27 protein-coding genes and 1 tRNA gene are annotated in these 16956 nt (G+C 65.2%); 23 read left to right on the plus strand and 5 right to left on the minus strand.

The window, feature by feature from the left end:
• The first annotated feature begins 151 nt into the window (after positions 1 to 151).
• The 7 genes from ACPXB3_RS21760 to glpR all read left to right on the plus strand — a co-directional run bounded on the left by ACPXB3_RS21760 (position 152) and on the right by glpR (position 6648).
• Positions 152 to 439, plus strand: coding sequence for a hypothetical protein (locus tag ACPXB3_RS21760; RefSeq protein ID WP_425729684.1), 288 nt, complete (start codon positions 152 to 154; stop codon positions 437 to 439).
• Positions 436 to 1008 carry a hypothetical protein gene (locus ACPXB3_RS21765; RefSeq protein ID WP_425706484.1) on the plus strand — a complete coding sequence of 191 codons (573 nt, stop codon included), beginning with the start codon at positions 436 to 438 and terminating at the stop codon, positions 1006 to 1008. Before ACPXB3_RS21760 ends, ACPXB3_RS21765 begins: the two co-directional genes overlap by 4 nt.
• 429 nt (positions 1009 to 1437) lie before the next feature.
• A complete protein-coding gene (locus ACPXB3_RS21770; RefSeq protein WP_425729686.1) occupies positions 1438 to 2283 on the plus strand; it encodes a hypothetical protein in 846 nt (281 codons plus the stop codon).
• Positions 2284 to 2613: 330 nt separating this feature from the next.
• Positions 2614 to 3876 (plus strand): sensor histidine kinase, encoded by a 1263-nt coding sequence (locus ACPXB3_RS21775; protein ID WP_425729688.1) that lies wholly within the window; start codon positions 2614 to 2616, stop codon positions 3874 to 3876.
• Entirely contained in the window at positions 3873 to 4544 is a 672-nt protein-coding gene (locus ACPXB3_RS21780) for a response regulator transcription factor (RefSeq protein ID WP_425706519.1), read from the plus strand. Before ACPXB3_RS21775 ends, ACPXB3_RS21780 begins: the two co-directional genes overlap by 4 nt.
• Positions 4545 to 4572: 28 nt before the next feature.
• Positions 4573 to 5235: an SIMPL domain-containing protein gene (locus tag ACPXB3_RS21785; RefSeq protein WP_425729690.1), complete on the plus strand. Its 663-nt coding sequence runs from the start codon at positions 4573 to 4575 to the stop codon at positions 5233 to 5235.
• Between the two features lie 138 nt (positions 5236 to 5373).
• Positions 5374 to 6648, plus strand: a complete 1275-nt coding sequence (gene glpR, locus ACPXB3_RS21790; protein ID WP_425729692.1) for a gephyrin-like molybdotransferase receptor GlpR — start codon at positions 5374 to 5376, stop codon at positions 6646 to 6648.
• Here the strand turns inward: glpR and ACPXB3_RS21795 are convergent.
• Entirely contained in the window at positions 6605 to 7372 is a 768-nt protein-coding gene (locus ACPXB3_RS21795; RefSeq protein ID WP_425729694.1) for a hypothetical protein, read from the minus strand. The two genes, glpR and ACPXB3_RS21795, sit on opposite strands and share 44 nt — an antisense overlap.
• Positions 7373 to 7476: 104 nt before the next feature.
• Here ACPXB3_RS21795 and ACPXB3_RS21800 point away from each other — a divergent pair.
• Positions 7477 to 7552 (plus strand) — tRNA-Ala (locus ACPXB3_RS21800).
• Between the two features lie 136 nt (positions 7553 to 7688).
• Complete coding sequence (locus tag ACPXB3_RS21805) at positions 7689 to 8792, plus strand: tyrosine-type recombinase/integrase (RefSeq protein WP_425729696.1); 1104 nt, start codon at positions 7689 to 7691, stop codon at positions 8790 to 8792.
• A 66-nt stretch (positions 8793 to 8858) separates the two neighbouring features.
• On the opposite strand, the gene ACPXB3_RS21810 is transcribed toward ACPXB3_RS21805, so the two are convergent.
• The 4 genes from ACPXB3_RS21810 to ACPXB3_RS21825 all read right to left on the minus strand — a co-directional run bounded on the left by ACPXB3_RS21810 (position 8859) and on the right by ACPXB3_RS21825 (position 10970).
• Positions 8859 to 9275, minus strand: a complete 417-nt coding sequence (locus ACPXB3_RS21810) for a hypothetical protein (protein WP_425729698.1) — start codon at positions 9273 to 9275, stop codon at positions 8859 to 8861.
• 63 nt (positions 9276 to 9338) lie between these two features.
• Positions 9339 to 9749, minus strand: a complete 411-nt coding sequence (locus ACPXB3_RS21815; protein ID WP_425729700.1) for a hypothetical protein — start codon at positions 9747 to 9749, stop codon at positions 9339 to 9341.
• A gap of 7 nt (positions 9750 to 9756) precedes the next feature.
• Positions 9757 to 10179 (minus strand): DUF7718 family protein, encoded by a 423-nt coding sequence (locus tag ACPXB3_RS21820; protein WP_425729701.1) that lies wholly within the window; start codon positions 10177 to 10179, stop codon positions 9757 to 9759.
• Positions 10176 to 10970, minus strand: a complete 795-nt coding sequence (locus ACPXB3_RS21825) for a hypothetical protein (protein ID WP_425729703.1) — start codon at positions 10968 to 10970, stop codon at positions 10176 to 10178. The genes ACPXB3_RS21820 and ACPXB3_RS21825 overlap by 4 nt, the downstream gene beginning before the upstream one ends.
• A gap of 146 nt (positions 10971 to 11116) precedes the next feature.
• Between ACPXB3_RS21825 and ACPXB3_RS21830 the strand changes: the two genes are divergently transcribed.
• The 14 genes from ACPXB3_RS21830 (at position 11117) to ACPXB3_RS21895 (ending at position 16895) form a co-directional block, all read left to right on the plus strand.
• Positions 11117 to 11377 carry a helix-turn-helix transcriptional regulator gene (locus ACPXB3_RS21830; RefSeq protein WP_425729705.1) on the plus strand — a complete coding sequence of 87 codons (261 nt, stop codon included), beginning with the start codon at positions 11117 to 11119 and terminating at the stop codon, positions 11375 to 11377.
• 61 nt (positions 11378 to 11438) lie between these two features.
• A complete protein-coding gene (locus ACPXB3_RS21835; protein WP_425729707.1) occupies positions 11439 to 12329 on the plus strand; it encodes a BRO family protein in 891 nt (296 codons plus the stop codon).
• Positions 12326 to 12571, plus strand: a complete 246-nt coding sequence (locus ACPXB3_RS21840) for a hypothetical protein (RefSeq protein WP_425729709.1) — start codon at positions 12326 to 12328, stop codon at positions 12569 to 12571. Before ACPXB3_RS21835 ends, ACPXB3_RS21840 begins: the two co-directional genes overlap by 4 nt.
• On the plus strand, positions 12568 to 12744 hold the full coding sequence (locus tag ACPXB3_RS21845) for a DUF7324 family protein (RefSeq protein ID WP_425729711.1): 177 nt from the start codon (positions 12568 to 12570) through the stop codon (positions 12742 to 12744). Before ACPXB3_RS21840 ends, ACPXB3_RS21845 begins: the two co-directional genes overlap by 4 nt.
• Entirely contained in the window at positions 12741 to 13019 is a 279-nt protein-coding gene (locus ACPXB3_RS21850; protein ID WP_425729713.1) for a hypothetical protein, read from the plus strand. The genes ACPXB3_RS21845 and ACPXB3_RS21850 overlap by 4 nt, the downstream gene beginning before the upstream one ends.
• On the plus strand, positions 13016 to 13309 hold the full coding sequence (locus ACPXB3_RS21855; protein ID WP_425729715.1) for a hypothetical protein: 294 nt from the start codon (positions 13016 to 13018) through the stop codon (positions 13307 to 13309). Before ACPXB3_RS21850 ends, ACPXB3_RS21855 begins: the two co-directional genes overlap by 4 nt.
• Positions 13309 to 13635 carry a hypothetical protein gene (locus tag ACPXB3_RS21860; protein ID WP_425729717.1) on the plus strand — a complete coding sequence of 109 codons (327 nt, stop codon included), beginning with the start codon at positions 13309 to 13311 and terminating at the stop codon, positions 13633 to 13635. The genes ACPXB3_RS21855 and ACPXB3_RS21860 overlap by 1 nt, the downstream gene beginning before the upstream one ends.
• Positions 13632 to 13919: a hypothetical protein gene (locus ACPXB3_RS21865; RefSeq protein ID WP_425729718.1), complete on the plus strand. Its 288-nt coding sequence runs from the start codon at positions 13632 to 13634 to the stop codon at positions 13917 to 13919. Before ACPXB3_RS21860 ends, ACPXB3_RS21865 begins: the two co-directional genes overlap by 4 nt.
• The gene (locus ACPXB3_RS21870; RefSeq protein ID WP_425729720.1) at positions 13909 to 14082 is read left to right on the plus strand and encodes a hypothetical protein; all 174 of its coding nucleotides are present in this window, start codon (positions 13909 to 13911) and stop codon (positions 14080 to 14082) included. Before ACPXB3_RS21865 ends, ACPXB3_RS21870 begins: the two co-directional genes overlap by 11 nt.
• A 169-nt stretch (positions 14083 to 14251) precedes the next feature.
• Complete coding sequence (locus ACPXB3_RS21875) at positions 14252 to 15070, plus strand: lambda exonuclease family protein (RefSeq protein WP_425729722.1); 819 nt, start codon at positions 14252 to 14254, stop codon at positions 15068 to 15070.
• On the plus strand, positions 15070 to 15630 hold the full coding sequence (locus ACPXB3_RS21880; RefSeq protein WP_425729724.1) for a hypothetical protein: 561 nt from the start codon (positions 15070 to 15072) through the stop codon (positions 15628 to 15630). The genes ACPXB3_RS21875 and ACPXB3_RS21880 overlap by 1 nt, the downstream gene beginning before the upstream one ends.
• On the plus strand, positions 15617 to 16027 hold the full coding sequence (locus tag ACPXB3_RS21885) for a WhiB family transcriptional regulator (RefSeq protein ID WP_425729726.1): 411 nt from the start codon (positions 15617 to 15619) through the stop codon (positions 16025 to 16027). The genes ACPXB3_RS21880 and ACPXB3_RS21885 overlap by 14 nt, the downstream gene beginning before the upstream one ends.
• Positions 16027 to 16425 (plus strand): DUF7368 family protein, encoded by a 399-nt coding sequence (locus ACPXB3_RS21890; protein ID WP_425729728.1) that lies wholly within the window; start codon positions 16027 to 16029, stop codon positions 16423 to 16425. The genes ACPXB3_RS21885 and ACPXB3_RS21890 overlap by 1 nt, the downstream gene beginning before the upstream one ends.
• Positions 16422 to 16895, plus strand: a complete 474-nt coding sequence (locus ACPXB3_RS21895) for a hypothetical protein (protein ID WP_425729730.1) — start codon at positions 16422 to 16424, stop codon at positions 16893 to 16895. Before ACPXB3_RS21890 ends, ACPXB3_RS21895 begins: the two co-directional genes overlap by 4 nt.
• The last annotated feature ends 61 nt before the right edge of the window (positions 16896 to 16956 follow it).

Raw genomic sequence — 16956 nt, forward strand, 5'->3', positions numbered from 1 at the left:
TGTGGACCAAGACCGCCGAAGAGATACTCGAATCCCTCGGCAGACTTCTAAAACGAATTAACGGCGCGGGACACTAGAGACAGCCAAGGTTCAACGTGAAGCCGTTGGGCAGTTCCTTTTCGAGGCAGCATCCCTCCAACGGCTGGTGTCGATGCGAGTGGTGTGCGGGTCGCGTTCTCGTGAGGAGTTGGTCAGCGATATCGATTCGGTGCTTGCCGATCCGTTCCTTGAGCGGTACAAGCCGTACGCGTCGACGCGGAAGAATCCACGTACCTATCAGGAGTACTTCACCGCTCTGCGGGGTGCGGTGGCGAGTGGTGATCGAGGTGCGGTCGAGTCGGTGGTCCGGGAGGCCCGCATCGATAGCTTGCGGTTGCTGGGTGTTCCGGATGAGGCGATCGGTGATGTGGTGTTCCCGGAACCGCAGGTGTCGCTATGAGTACCTACGGCACCGTCGTTATCGCTGATGTCCCGGATGAGGATGCGGCGCAGCGGTTATTCGATCAGTTCCGCGAGGTGTTGGGCCGTACGTTCACTGGGCGTACTAATCTGCCGTTCCCGATGCGTAACCCGCTCGATGACACCGAGATCGAGGTGGAGGCCGGTGACTCGTCGGTTCGGGTGACGCTGCTGGTCAATGGGGCGGTCGCGGCAGGCAAAGCCGCCGAGGTGTTCACAGGTGTGGGCGCTGGGCGGGCGGTGATGTGCGAGGACGGCGACGAGTGGGGTGTGACGGTATCGGGCTGGCGACTGACCGACGGCGATGCCGAATGTGTCTACCGCGCCTACCTGCCGGCTGAGGACGGCGCGGTCGACGACCAGGCAGCCGGCCACGTCGTGACAGGCCGAACGGCTGCTACCAGACTGGCTGAGCTGTTCGACGTGGAACCCGACCCGGTACGAACGCTCGATGCCGACCCAACTCCGATCAAGGTCGGCATCGGCTACATCGCAGACCCGTTCCTGCCGTGGCTGCACAACCTTGATCTCGACTGGCCGGAATTCTGACTGACCTCAGTGCGATATTCCAGCACCCGGAATCGTCTCGCGAACGGAACAGGCAGGCCACAAAAACCGGCGTTCATAAAGGCATATCATGATTCGCTGGGTAAGTCGAGTGAATGGCAGAACCAGTTCCGGAGAGACTGAACGTGAACGTCGCCGCGTAGAAATTGTGCCGAATACGGCCTAATCGAGTTGTTCAAAGTTTCCCTCTGCAACGAGAGGCGGTCCCCGTTGGGGAAGTCCACTGCCATCAGATCGCCCAGGCCGCCTGCAATCCTGCCCCATTGTTCGTTGTCGGCCAGCCGTACGCGGTGCCCGCGTTCGAAGCGCAACCCACCGGTAGCAAGAACTGGCGACGTACGTTCGATCCCCGGTATCGGCAACCAGAAGTAGATGCCGGCGCACTGAGTCGCCAATTCTATCGTGACGTATGTGAGAGATGAGAGCATGTCAGAAAATGGCAACCACTACGGCGAGCGCAGCGACATCCCGGACGACTTTCGATGGATAAAGCTGTGGCCGAACTCGATGAGTTTAGTGCCAAAAGCGGTGGCGGTTGCCATCGTGGTGTTGAGCCTGTTCGTTCTGGCTCGACACGGACCGGTCTTCATCTGTATCGGTGGGTTCCTCGCAGGGAGCGTTGTCCTGCTCGGTTCGGTCGCGCCAAATCGTCCAGCTGTCACCCTCACCGATACCGGAGTGCGTCTCGGCTACCGCGTATGGGCGCCCTCGTCGCCGACCTACTTGTTGGGCGCAGCTACCTCACTATTGGTGTTCATGGCCGTCGGCGGCGCGTTGGGACTCGCTCCACAATGGTTCGCCTACGGAGGTGCGATAGGTGCAGTCTTGTGTGGTGGTGCGCTCGTCATAGGTTCTGTCGTCCGATCTCGTGCGTTGCTCAACATCGACGCCACCTCGTGCACAGTCAAGATTCACCACGACCACTGGCGAGTGACGCTTTCGGACGAGCTAGACCTGGTCGCCGATATTGACCACTCCGCCGGCGATCAGCCGTGTCTACGGTTCAGTTGCCCACCTGGCACATCGGTCGATCTGACCACAGCGGAGCCGAGGACCAACGTCGACAAGGTCGAGCATGTGATTCGATCCAAGGACTTCACTGTGGAAGCCAACGCCCTGGCATCCACGTTGTTCTTCCTACGCTCGCACCCTGATGTCAAGGTGTCGCCGCAAGCATTGAGCCGCATGCTCATCCCACCACCGCGATCAGTTCGCCGACGTCTGGCAATCAAAGAAGCCATCGCCTATGAATGGTGATTCAGCATCGTTTGCGTAGTCTTTCCGCTGGTGATCATGGCGCTTATCTACACGTTGGTGGAGGGGTTGGTGCCGAGTGAAGAATTCGTCGGAGACAGAACTGCCTGGCGTGTTGCCGACCAGGGCCAGGGAAAGGGGGCGGCACTTCGAGTTCGTTGAGTCGCCGGAGCAGGTCGGCGGCGAGGTAGCGATTCCTCGATATTGGGGTGGGGGTCACCGCATCGGCGGTGCGAACGGTTCTGTCTGCTGGGGGACTCCTACGCGCGGATGACGGGGGAATCGTCCGTGCGGAGGGTGCTCGGGGCGCGGTGCGGCGACTACAGTCGACGAATGTCCGAGATGGTGCCGGGCCGGCTGCCCGAGCGGATCACCGGTAACGTCCGGCGCTGGCGGGCGTGGTGGCTGACCGACGATGCCGAGCCGAGTCGTGTGACCGTGCGGGTCGTCGGGTTCGTGCGGTCGGTGGTCACGTCTGGGCTGCTGTCGGCGGTGGTGCCGGTGGTGTTCGTATTCGCTTGTGCGGCAATCCAACTCGTCCAGCGGACCGGTCCGATCGCCGATCACCTGGCCGCGGGCCTGGTCGTCAGTGTGCTGTTGACGGTGCCGTTGCTCGTCCGGCGGCGATACCCGGTGACGGTGTTCGCGGTGATCGCCGTCGTCGCCCTCGTCCAGTGGTCGTTCGATCTGCGACTGGTGGCCGACATGTCGCTGCTGATCGCGCTCTACACGGTGGCATCGGTGTATCCGGCGCGCATGGCGTGGGCGGCCGCGGCGGTCGTCGAGGTCGGGTCGCTGCTGGCGGTGCTGCGCTGGCAGCCGGCCGACGGGCGTGTCGACAGTCTGGTCCTGCTGACCGGGCCGACCGTCGCCGCCGTCTGTGCCGGGATGGCCGTCCGTAGCCGACGGGTGGCGATCGCGACGGCCGCCGAGGATGCGCAACGGCGCGAACGGGAACGTCATCAGCAGGAGATGATCGGGGCCGCGCGCAACCGGGAGCGGATCGCCCGGGAGATGCACGACGTGGTGGCGCACGGATTGTCGGTGATGGTGACATTGACCGAAGGTGCTCTGGCCAAACAGGATTCCGATCCGGCCGTGGCGCGGGCAGCGATGGCGCGGATCGCCGACACCGGCCGGAGTTCGCTGGCCGAGATGCGCGATCTGGTGGGGATTTTGCGCGGTGACGACGATCCGCCCCACCGGCCGCAGCCGGGAATCGGTGAACTGGACTCTCTGGTGCGCGAGAGCCGCGCCACCGGCGTCGACGTCGAGGTCGTCACCGACGGCGTCGTCACCGCGCTCGGAGACGCGGTGTCGCTGAGCGTGTATCGCATCGTGCAGGAGGCGTTGACCAACGTGCGTAAACACTCCGAGGCGAGCCGCGTCCGCGTCGAGCTGAGCTACCGCTCCGACGAGATCGTCGTCGAGGTCCTCGACGACGGCGGCGGCTCGGACCGAGCGCGGGGGAGCGGGCACGGGCTGGCGGGGATCGCCGAGCGTGCCGCGCTGCACGGGGGACAGGCGCATGCCGGGCCGGTCGACGGTGGCTGGCGGGTGTGGGCGCGGGTGCCGACGGGCGGGCCGGTCCGATGACCATCCGGGTGGCGCTCGTCGACGACCAGGAACTGGTGCGGATGGGCCTGCGCATGATCCTCGACGAGGCCGACGGTATCGAGGTGGTCGGCGAGGCATCCGACGGTGAGCAGGCCGTCGCGCTCGTCGACACCTGTCGTCCCGACGTGGTGTTGATGGATGTGCGGATGCCTCTCGTCGACGGCGTCGAGGCCACCCGGCGGGTGGTGGCGCACGCACCGCAGGTGGCGGTGCTGGTGCTGACGACCTTCGACCTCGACGAGTATGCGTTCGCCGCCATCCGGGCCGGGGCCGCCGGGTTCTTGCTCAAGGACGTGCGCGGCGCCGACCTGGTGGCCGCGGTGGCTGCGGTCGCGCGCGGCGACGCGGTGGTGTCGCCACGCATCACCCGCGCGCTGCTCGATACGTTCGTGGCGACCCCGGACGCCACTGCCACCGATGGCGGTTCTGCCGGTGCGGGGGTGGACGTGCTTACCGACCGGGAGCAGGAGGTGGTCGCCGCGGTGGCGCGTGGACTCTCGAACCAGGAGATCGCCGCGGAGTTGTACGTCTCCGAGACGACCATCAAATCCCATGTGGCGCACATCCTGGCCAAGTTGGATCTGCGCAACCGGATTCATGTCGTCATCTATGCCTACGAGCACGGGCTCGCCGGGCGCAGAGGCTGAACACCCGGGTACGCCTACCATCGGAAGAATGCCTGCTCTGGAGATCAACGTCCGTGGCTCCGCTCGGGAAAACTTCACGCCCGAGCGGGCATTGGTACATCTGCGAGCCGAAACCTCCGGTGCCGAACGCGATTCGGTCTACCGCGATGCGGTTGCGGTGCAGGCGCGGCTGGCCGGGGAGCTCGACGGGCTCGTCGGACGGTCGGCGGTGACGACGTGGTCGGCCGGCACCGTGCACGTGTACTCCTATCGTCCCTACGACAAGAACGGCAATCGCCGGGACCTGGTGTACACCACCGACATCGGCGTCGACGCCGAGTTCGTCGACGTCGACGAACTCAATCGCTTCATCGACGTGTGGGCCGTCGAGCCCGGCGTGAGCGTCGACGGGATTCGGTGGGATCTGACCGAGGAGAGCCGTCGGCGGCACGAGGCGCAGTTGCGTGCCGACGCCGTCGGAGACGCGGTGCTCAAGGCCCAGGCGTATGCCGATGCGGTCGGTCGCGGTCGGGTGGTACCGGTGCAGCTCGCCGACCCGGACATGCTCGCTGACCCCTCGCCGGTCGCGCGCGGCATGATGCTGGCCGGTGCGCCGTCCGGTGCCGACGGCGGCCCGGCCCTCGATCTGCGAGCCCGCGACATCGAACTGTCGGTGCAGGTGGATGCGCGGTTCGTCGTCGAGCCGGACTGAACTCGGCGCCGCTGTCTGAGAGAGCGATGTGAACCGGGGCAATTCCGGTGACGGTCGGCGCGTCTGCGCTGGATGAGCCGTCCTCGGCCCTAGATTGTGGGGTGGCCCGGTGTAACCAGAGTGAAGAAAGGGAGAGCCATGCCGAACTCCGTCCTGTGGGTCTGCCTCGTCGCGGTGTGGCTCTTCGTGTTGGTCCCGATGATCATCAAGGGCCGCCCGCAGATGAAGAAGACCACCGACGTCGCCAAATCGACCCGCCTGCTGCATCGCGGTGGAACGCGCGCGCGCAGTTCGCGCCGTCGCGCCGCCGGCGCGCACCCGCACGATCCGTCCTGGAAGTCGGAGCGGACCACGAGCCGCACCGCGACCGCCGTTCTCGACGATGACGAGGACGTCGAGGATCTCGAGGACGTCGAGGACAGCGTCGACGCTGAGGATGTGGACGCCGATGACATCGTCGCCGAAGCCGATGTCGCCGAGGACGATTCGGCGGTTGTCGACGACGACATCGAGGATGACGAGACGGTCCCCGTCGCGCGTGTCGAGGCCGACGTCGTCGAGGTGGAGGTCGATCTGGTCGACGACGCCGAGGATGACGACGAGGAGCGGTCCGAGAACGACGAACTCGACGGTGACTATGAAGACGCCGAGTACGAGGACGAAGACGCGGAGTACGAGGACGAAGACGCGGAGTACGAGGACGAAGACGCGGAGTACGAGGACGATCTCGACGACGAGTACGACGACGACTACGAGGATGCCGAGTACGACGATGACCTCGAAGACGAGTATGACGACGATGCCGAGTATGACGACGATGCTGAGTACGACGACCTAGACGACGCCGATCTCGATGATGAGATCGACGAGGAGTTGGAGGGCGTCCACCGGCGGTCCGGCGTGGCTGCTGCTGCCAAGGAGACCGACCCGGATTCGGCGCAGGACCGTAAGTCGCGCCGCCGCAGTGCGTACCGGATCGATGCGACCGGTGACGCGTTGCGCTACAAGGAGCGGCAGCGGGTGACTCTCGTCCTGGCTGCGCTGGTTGTTGCTGCGGTCGTGTGCGGCGTCCTGCTCGGGCTCGTGGGTTGGGCAGCGACCGGTGTGGCCGGCGTGGTCTTCATCGGCTATCTCTTCTACCTACGCCGAACCGTGAAGGCAGAGCACCAGATTCGGGCGCAGCGGATCGCGCGGGCGCGGCGTGCTGCCCGCGAGGATGCCGAGCGTGAGCGTCGGGAGATGCAGACCGAGGAGTTCGCGGCGGCACCGACCCCGCCCCGGCTGCGGCGACCCGGTGGCGCTGTTGTCCTCGAGATCGACGACGAGGACCCGGTCTTCGATCACCTGCCGCCGTTCCAGCGGCGTCGGGTCATGCGCGAGGACGAGGACTTCCGGCACGCCGCTGCCGGCTGACGCCGACCGATTTCGGATGCGCCGCAATCCATTCGCGTCCTGCACGCGCTGCGCGGCAGAGCGCCAGACGTTCTCCGACGTATAGCGACGGTGCACCCAGCAGCGGTATCCACGACAGCGTCGAGAACGGTCGGGGAGCCTGGGGCCGGCGACTCATCTCGGCGTCGACCTTGCGCAGGATCTGCGCCGTATCCCAGAGGAGGCGCAGCGCCGACGGACGGCCCGTCGTCGGAGCGTCTGCCGCGCCGCCCGACGAGGGCAGGGCATCGTCGGGCAGGTCGCGATCGCACAGGACCGACGCGAGGAGCCGGATCTGCCACGACCGGTCGACGACGCCGTACTCGCGGGCGACGGCGATCAGGACGGTCGCCTGGTTGGCGAATCCGAGGGGTGTGCCGATGGGCAATGCCTTGGCCCACCCGCCGAGGACACCCGGGTAGGCCAGCGCGACGGTGTTGACGGTGCCGAGGCGGCTGATCCACCAGTCGGCCCGCGCGTTCATCGACAGTTCGGCCCAGCCCTTGGTGCCCGGCCAGTCCGTGACGTTCAGCGCGTTCGCGACCGAGTGCTGCACGGCCGCGAGACCACGGTGGTCCCTGTCGTCGAAGGTGTGCTCTTTCAGGCCGAGCGGATCGCGGTCGGCCAGTACATCGAGGAGTCTGTCGATCACCCCGATCGCCGCATCCAACGATCGGGCCAGCTGGTCGTTTGTCATCTCGGCCACGTCAGCAGAGTAACCACAGATGGTGGTGACCGCGCTGACCTGGCGTTTGTGAGCACCGGCGGGGGTGCTGCTAGAGTGTCAACGGTCGGTTTCCGGACCGGCACGGGGCTATGGCGCAGTTGGTAGCGCGACTCGTTCGCATCGAGTAGGTCAGGGGTTCGATTCCCCTTAGCTCCACCAATACGCGCAGGTCAGAGGCCCGAATCCGGTACCATCCGGGTATGGCAACACATCGAGGCAACAATCGACGGCAACACGTCGACATCGTCAGCCCAGCTCACGGGGTAAACCACTTACCCCACGACGGCAACATCTGATGGCCTCCGTCCAGTACCGGCCACTCGCCGACGGCACCAAGCGGTGGAGAGTGCTCTGGCGTGAGGCCGGCAAGCAACGCAACCTCACCTTCTGGGACGAGGATTCGGCCGACGACTTCGCCCGCGACATCGACCTGCACGGCGCCGAGGAAGCACTCCGTATCCGTGGGGTCATCGACGCGGGCGGCCGTGAGGTCACGCTCGCCCAATGGCTGCGCGCGCACGTCGACTCCCTGACTGGCATCCAGCAGGCCACCCGCGACCGCTACCTCTCCTACATCACACACGACATCGCACCCACCATCGGTGTGATGCCACTGTCGGCGGTCACCGAGGCCACCATCGGCCGATGGGTGACCGAACTCGGAGACGCGTCCGGTAAGACCGTGCAGAACAAGCACGCCTTCCTGTCCCAGGGCCTCAAGGCTGCGGTCCGTGCAGGGAAGATCGACCGGAACCCCTGTGAGGGACGACGCCTCCCACGCACCTTGCGACAAGAGATGGTGTTCCTCTCCCGTGCCGAGTTCGATCGCGTCCACACAGCGATCGGCGGGCGGCAACCCTGGTCGGATCTCGCTCTGTGGCTCGTCACCACCGGCATGCGCTTCGGTGAGGCCACCGCACTACGACCCGGCGACATCGACCTCGACGAAGGACTCTGCCGCATCTCCCGGTCGTGGAAGTACTCGGGCTCCTACCAGCGCACCCTCGGCACCACCAAGACCAGGCGGTCCGACCGCACCATCAGCCTTCCGCCCCAGGCCGTCGACATCGCTCGGCGGCGTGCCGACACAGATCACGAGTGGCTGTTCGCGCTGTCGTCCGGGCGAGAAGTGGGGCCGCAGGACTTCCACAACCGGGCCTGGCGGAAGGCGCGCGAGGCGCTACTGAACGACAAGGGTGAGGGCAAGAAGCCGCGGGTACACGACCTTCGGCACACCTGCGCCTCATGGATGATCGCCGCCGGAGTGCCGCTCGTCGTGGTCTCGCGACACCTCGGCCACGAGGACATTCAGACCACCGCCAACACGTACTCGCATGTCGACCAGACGTCCGGGCGCGCTGCGGCGGCGGCGATCGGCGCGATGTTCACCGCCGACTAGAGGCCCGACTGCCGGAGTATCGCCACTGCTGGTCGGCGAAGTCGATCAGTGCGCGGTCCTCGTCGGTCATGCCACACCCCTCTCGCGGAGTTGTCCGTCGATCCAATCCCGCTCGCGGTCGGTGAGTGACTGGGCGAGCGCGACGAGCATCGGCACGTCCACCCAGAGTTCCTCCGCGACCTCCTCGGTGCGCCGCGTCCAGCACAGCACATCGACGAGCTCGTCGAGCTGGATGAGTCGCCGCGCCGCGATCCGCTCGACGGTCAGCTCCTCGCGGGCGCGCAGCACACGATCGCGAGGAAAGACCCGTCGCTCGTCATGCACGAGCTCGTGAGTGAGGGTGCATCGACGCTGCGCTTGCGGATCGTCGACGCCGATGGTGATCCGGTTGCCGTTGATGCAGCCGCGATGATCGTCGGGCAGCTCGACCAGATCGATCGTCAGATGAAGGCGACGCCGAGCCTCGCGCCATGGGTGGTACATGCCGAGAACCATATGGGTGACTACTGACAGAAATGGCCCTGACCAGGAACTACACCGGTGTAGTTATGCCCCGCTCATTTCCACTATCTGCGCGTTCTCTGCGCGGGCAGGGTGTTCGAAAGCGGCCGGTATGGCAACTCCGTCGGGGTGTAGCGAGACGTAATCGAGGAACATCCCCACGGTCGCATCAGCCCCAGGGGAAGCCTGCTCTTCTGGGATCTTGAACGCTCCCGAACCACGGATGATCGAGACCATCCGTACACCCGCCGGACCGGCCGAGAATAGGGTTCCATACCCGCCCACGGCGCGGACGCGACCCAGGATCGTAGACAGGTCCTCGTAGTCAAGGGACACGATCACTGGGCAATCGCCCTGGTCATTGGTCACCAAGTCGACATCTGCGACGGCGCCAACGGCGAGGTTGAGGCTCACTTCACGCCGAAAGCGATCCAAACGGTTCTGATGGATGGTCACCACTCACTCACTCTCCCTTTCGCCGAATGATAGTCGCGCGGTCGTCTGCTTCTCTAGAGGCACGAGTAAAAGCTTCCTGGACATCCTCCACCACATTCAGCGCATAGATCGGCTGACTCGCTTCTCTACCGTCGGCATGGAGGTGGCAACATCCATGGCAGCAGTCGAATCGCTCCACTTCAACCCATCCGCCTGATGTGATCCGTTCTACGAGGATCACGAAGTCAGCAAGGACGGAGCCCTTTCGCCAGGCCATATAGTGCAGCCTGATCGCGTTCGTCTCGTCGACCGCAACAACCCATCGTTTCTCTCTGCATTCGTCGCGCCCAGGCGGACGGTAAGCGCCGGCGGGCTTATCCAGCCCGGAAGCTACCTCTTTGCGCGCTCGGCGTAGCGCCTGCGCGATCTGTTGGCCTCTGCGCGGGCTCACGCATCCCCCCTCTCCGCCGCCTCATCCTGCTCACGCCTGATCCGCCGCGTCTCCGACTCGCCACCGCCACGACGCCAGCCGCCGGCAAGGTCGACGTCGGATTGGGTGGTGCTGGCATCAATGCCCGAGGCTTGATCTGCCCCGATCAGGTCGTCGGCCTTGTTCTCGTCGGGCTCCTCCCGCCACACGTTCGGCCGGGCGTCGTCAGCCGCTTGGCCCTCGGGGTCGGTGCCACCGTCGCGGCCGTCAGCCGCGCGGGTCTTCTGGTCTTCGACCTCCGCGGTCGGTGTTCCCGATTCCTGCGCACCTGATGATGCATCCACATAGCGGTTGATCTCCCGTCGCTGAGCCACGAGGGCGCGAAGGATCTCGATCGCGGCGCGCCTCTCGTTGTCGGTCAGGTCGTCGACGCCCGGTGGTAGGTCGTCCGCAAACGGAGGTCCCGGGGGTCGACGGCCTGCTGCTGTGAACGCAACTTCATCGGAGACCTTGGCGAGCCAGCCGATCGCCCGGATGGTTCCCGGGGACGGCTCTCCCTTGTAGCTACCTCGGATGATCTGTGACGCAGTGGTGCGATTCAACGAGAGCCCTCGCGGGCTACTTGACTCCTCGGCTTCCACCAACGCCTGTAGCGCCCGAAAACTTGCGTCGAGGCCGGCGGCCTTGCGCTCGTCAATGACCTGTTGCAGCAGGTCTCGGATGCTGGATGCGTTCACGTCGAGAAGCCTCCCGTGGTCCGTCGTTGGTGTGCCACCCATGGCCGCTAATTCACTGACAACCACGAGCCTCATACTCCCACGTCAGTGCAGTCGATTGACGGTTGACGCGCTGACAACCAAGGTGCTAGCGTCAGGACTGCCAGTTGACAACGAGAAAACCGGGAGGCAGCATGAGTTCTGCACGACAAAGACCGCCGCTAGTCAGGAGGGATTGCTGGATGGAAGTCCGGGACCCGGCCAAACTGCGCCGAGAGCGGAAGCAGATGCGCTACACGCAACGAGAGCTCGGAATGCTCGTGCGGAGAACGCAGACCACGATCTACAAGCTCGAAAACGGGCAGTTGAAGAACATCAAGGAAGACCTCGCGTTGGCCATTGCCGCGCGGCTCAACTGTCACTGGGAGGACCTCTTTATTGCGCATGAGGAATCGTCCACGCCCAACCAGTCAGTCGTCAGTACTGACAAAATCCCCGCTTAATCGAAAAACGGCCACCACGGCGCGCTAACGCCGGGTGGCCCTGAACGAGAGAAGAGGTCTCGTGGACAACAACGATATCACCCAGCATCGTGGCGAATCGTCGCCGTTCGATGCGATCCGAAGGACTCGCCCCGACGGTTCCGATTACTGGTCGGCGCGCGATCTCATGCCAGTTATGGGCTACAGCAAATGGGACCACTTCGAGACTCCGCTGCACCGCGCGATGCAATCGGCCGGAAACCAGTCAATGAACCTCGAAGCCCACTTTCCCCAATCCCGGAAAGTTTCTGGCGCAAGGGGTCCCGCCCAGAAGGACTACGAACTGACACGGTTTGCCGCCTACCTCGTGGCGATGAACGGCGATCCGAACAAGAACGAGGTTGCAGCCGCGCAGGCGTACTTCGCGATCCGCACCCGTGAGGCCGAAACGGCACCCCAGATCGACATGAGCGATCCCCTGGCCGTCATCGCGGCCGAATCAGCTCGGGTTGCCAAGGCCGTCGAGATCGCCAAGTCGGAGCGCGCGGGCCGCGAGAAGGCGGAACTTAAGCTCGCGGTCGAGCGGAAGCACCGCGCGGCAATCGAGGGTGGCGACGGCATCCACCTATCCGACTTCGGCAAGAAGTACTTCTCCGAGGTTCCGGCACGCAAGTTCGACGAACACCTCTATGCCAAGGGCTGGCTGATCAATCAGCGCAACACGCGGATACGCCCGGACGGTTCGGTTCGTGACGGGTACGACCACCGGAAGCCGACAGCGAAGGGCCGCCCCTTTATCTATGACCACGACCAGGGGAACTACGGAGGTAAGCGGCGATTCCAGCCACGCGTCCGACCGCAGAAGGAAATTGAACTTCGCGATGCACTTGCCGCCGAGGGGCTGCCGGTCAACACCCACAGCACTGGGCTCGTTCTCGTCACGAACGACGAGATGAAGGAGTTGGGGGCATGACCGAGAAGCTGAGCGCACAGAGGCGCTACGGGATTGCCGACAAAGTGGGCGGACTCGGCGGCGGTCACGTCTCGGTCCGCTACTTCAACGAGCCTGGCCACATCGACTTCAGCATCGAATCCAGTGGGACAGTCAAGGCACTCCTCCTCACCGGCCCCGAGGCGATCATGCTCGCCAAGGCGCTACTTGACGCCGCCCAGCCCAATGAAGAGGACTTCTGGACCGACGGCGGTGTCTCGTGATCGACCCCATTCACCCCGGCATCGTCCCTGCGCTCGTCGGAGTCAATATCCAAGACCACTCCACGCCGACTTCGTGCCGGTGTGGGGAGCGCGGGCCCGCACCCACGGGCGATCGCGCAGCCCTCGGCGCCGGGGATGGCGCCGAGGGCACCAACTTCCAGGAGGCGCAATGAATCTCGAAGTGCAAGACATTCGGCCGCTCTCCATCCCGGAGGTCGTCAGCCTCCTCACCGCGGAAGACGGGACACGCCTCGTCTCCGAGGAGCAGGTGAAGTCCTATCTCCGGCAGAAGCGTTGGCCCGGTTGCAAGGTCGGGCACCGATGGGTGATGACGCGAGCCCAAGTGCAGGAAGCCCTCGACATCGAGTCGACGACGGCCCGCAAGCCCAGACCCCTGCCCGCTTCCGGCATTTCGCCGCGATCACCGAGAGCGCGGGTGTCGGCATGAGAGGCATCATCAACACGCTCGTCCTGGTCGCACCGATCTGGGGGATCATCCTGTTCTCCGCGCTGATCCGCTGGCCCGATACCGCCGCTGACAAACTTGCGTACTCCATCATCGGCGCCCTCCTGTTCTTGTGCGCCGCCGCGTATCTCATCCCCGACGGTGACGATGACCACACCCTCGACGTCGATGAGGTGCTGTCCCAGCTCCCGCCCGCCGAGCCCGGCGACGAGTGGGATCGGGCAACCGAGGACACGCTGCGCATTCCCCGGCACTGGCTGGAGGAGCAGTGATGTGCACCTACGAGCAGCTTGCCGCGCAGTGCGCGACACACAACGTCAGCGGGTTCACCGTCTTCAACCACCTAAACCACATCGACATCCCGCGGGTGTCCGTGCTCATCGAGCGCGGCGACGACTATCTGCGGGTGCGGGAGCCGACCGCCGACGAGGCGTTCGAGTCCGCGCACAACTCGCTGTGCGCAGACCTCGGCTGGTACACGCCCTACGACGCCGGACTCGATGGAGAGCTGATGCGCGCCTGGTGGTCCGATGCCAGCAAAGAGGAGTGGCGTCGCGGCGACCATGACCGCATCGAGCGAAACCGGGAGGCGTCATGAGCGACTTCGTGACCCAGCACGCGGTGATGGTCAACGGCACGATCTACTGCGCGCCGTCGTCGCCGTGGATACCGGCACGGCCCGCGGTGTTCGACTCCAAGCTCGCCGCACTCGACGCCGCGGCCACCCTCGAACAACACCTGCGCGAGACGACCGGGCTCACCCCGATCATCACCATCGCGCACCGGTACTGCTCGGCGTGGACGACACAGGACGTGTGTGCCGGGATCGTGGCCGACTTCGAGGCGATTCTCGACGACGATCGAGGCGACTGTGGCGCGTAAGACGGAGACACAGGCCGAGTACGAGCAGAACACATGGGAGACCAACCGCCGCAAGGTCCTCGTCTTCATCGAGGAACCGACCTGCGAAAACCCTTGGGGGCAACTCGCGTGGGTGCACGAGTCCGAGGTGGGAGATCGCCGGCGGTGGGGTGAGGTCCGGTGAGCGCCAAGCACCGCAACAACCATCGTCCGCGCGACTGGAAGGTCGCCCGTGGAGACGTGTGGTGGTGGGTGTTCGACCGCAGCAAACCCAGCTGGGGCGCATGGAGATTCCCGACCCACCGACAAGCCCTCGCATTCGCAGACCGCAGAGCCAGAGAAAGCAGTGACGCATGAGCCTTCACATCCTCCCCGAGATGGAGCAGCGGTCACCCGAGTGGTACGAGCATCGGCGCGGGATCGTCACGGCGAGCGCTGTCGGTGGACTCATCGCAATCCGCAAGCCATCCGCCATCGACCACGACTGCCCGAACTGCGGTGCAGCCGCGCAGAATCCGTGCGTCAGCAAGCGCACACCCGAGCCGATCAAGACGCTGCACACAGAGCGTGCGGCAGCGGCCAAGAGTGCGTCATCACCGACCGTTATCGAACCGGCGCGCAACGAGACCAGCCGATCCATCACCGATCGACTTGTGGCCGAACGCATCACCGGCTGGTGCGAAGAAGGATTCCTCACCGACGCAATGTGGCGCGGCATCAACGACGAGCCGCTGGCACGAGCCGTCTATGCCGAGCACTACCACCCGGTGAAGGAGGTGGGGTTCATGGTGCGCGACGACTGGGGATTCAAGATCGGCTACAGCCCTGACGGACTGGTAGGGGATCACGGCCTTATCGAGATCAAGAGCCGCGCACCCAAGAACCAGCTCGCCACCGTCCTGTCCGGGCATCCGCCGATCGAGAACATGGCTCAGTTGCAGTGCGGGCTACTCGTGTCTGGCCGGCGGTGGATCGACTACATCAGCTACGCGGGCGGGATGCACATGTGGCGCAAACGTATTTGGCCGGACGAGCGGTGGTTCGACGCCATCGTGTCCGCAGTCCGCAACTTCGAGGCAGCCGCGGCCGAGATGCAGCGGCTCTACGCCGAATCCGTCGAAGGACTTCCCATGACCGAAAGAACCATCATCGAGCAGGAGATCAGCATCTGATGGACCTCACAGACACCATCGCTCCACGCAGCGATCAGCTCAACGCCGAAGATCTGCTCACCGGCCCGCGCACCGTCACCGTCACGAAGGTGGCGCGCGGCTCGGCCGAGCAGCCCGTGAACATCGATACCGCCGAGTTCGGTCCCGGCCGCCCGTTCAAGCCGTCGAAAACCGTGCGGCGCATCCTCGTCGCGGCGTGGGGCGCAGAGGCGAGCGAGTACGTCGGCCGCAAGATGCGCCTTTACCGTGACCCGTCCGTTCGGTTCGGCGGGCAGGACGTGGGCGGCATCCGCGTCTCGCATCTATCGCACATCGACAAGCCGATCACCGTGGCGCTCACAGTGACCCGCGGCAAGCGTGCACCGCACACCGTCGAGCCGCTGGCCGTCTACTACGCGCCGATCCCCGAGTCGTTCGCAGACAAGGTACGCACCGGCGGCCTCACTGACGAGGACCGGCAGAAGGCGATCGCCTACCTCGGCAAGCTCACCAACGCCGACCCCGCCGAGGTGGCCGAGCTGCGCGCACTGATGGAGGAGGCCACCGATGGCGAGCAGTAGCGACCTTAGTGGCCTGCTCGCCTCGGTCGGCAGTGACAGCAGCGGCGCCGGTCGGATGCGGTCGGAGAGCGAGCGTTGGGATCGCCTGTCGTCGGGCGACGAGATGCGCGGCACCGGCATGGTCCGCACCGCCGAGCAGCATTTCGCCGAGTTCCTGTCGACCATCGGGGGCCAGCCGGAATGGATGGCCGACGCGCTGTGCACACAGATCGACGGCGACCTTTTCTTCCCCGAGGTCGAAACCCGGTGGGCGGAGGCGCGGAAGGTGTGCGCGATGTGCCCGGTCCGGGAACAGTGCCTGGAATGGGCGCTGGGGCAGGAGTTCTCGCACGGCATCGTCGGCGGCACCAGCGCGAGAGAGCGCAACCGCATCCGCGACGAACGCGGGGTGGCGTGATGGCGACCCACACCGAGGCAGCCGCATTCGTCGACGAGTGGGAGCGACGCTCAGCGCAAGGCATGACCGACGAGCAGATCCGCGACGAGATGCTCGGGGAGCAGGCTCGCCGGCGCCGTGCCGTGCAGTCGACCGCGCCGAGACCCACACCGGGCGTTACGGTTCCGATCCCGAAGCAACCGCACCAGGCGTCCGGACGTGCCATCCAGGACGTCATGGAGCTGGCGTGCGACATCCGCGATGTGGACCCGGCGCAGTGGTGGGCGACCGTCGAGCAGTGGACGCCGACCCGAATCATGATGGCCCTTCTCGCCGCATCGGCAGCCATCGACCCAGACAAGACGGAACGCCAGCTGTGGGGCTGGACAACAACTTTGATCGAGGAGAGTGCAGCATGACCGTAGACAACCCGGTAATGCTCCGGGCCGAACTGGAGCAGGCGAAAGCCGACGTCGCCCGCCTCAGGACCGAGCTGGCCGAGACCGAGCGTGAGCGCGTGCGGCTGCGAGACATGGAGCGCAAGACGGCGGGTGTGCTCGATGTGGCGAACCGCAATCTCAGCTACTGGATATCCGAGTGCGAGAACGCCAACCGCCGCGCCGACGAGGCGCAGCAGGCGCAGGAGTATTGGCGCGAGCAGGCGATGGACGACGTGGACCGGCTGAACATCATCTCCGAGATCGAGCCCGACGCCACCAATCCGGCGCACTGGCGCTGGGCGGCGGACCTCCTCGGCGCCCACAGTCACCGCGACGTGTTCCGGTGGAGCGCAAGTGTCCTCCGCGCCCGCGCCGACCGCCTAGAGCACGAGCATCAGCAGGCCGCTCTCCACATCGCCGGGTACCTGCGGGACGGCGGTGAGAAGTGAGCGACTTGACACTGCGCGACTATCTGACCGCTGCGAAAGTGTTGGACCACCTGAACCGAAA

Origin of the sequence: Gordonia sp. DT219, from assembly GCF_049847065.1 — a bacterium.
Taxonomy (GTDB): domain Bacteria; phylum Actinomycetota; class Actinomycetes; order Mycobacteriales; family Mycobacteriaceae; genus Gordonia.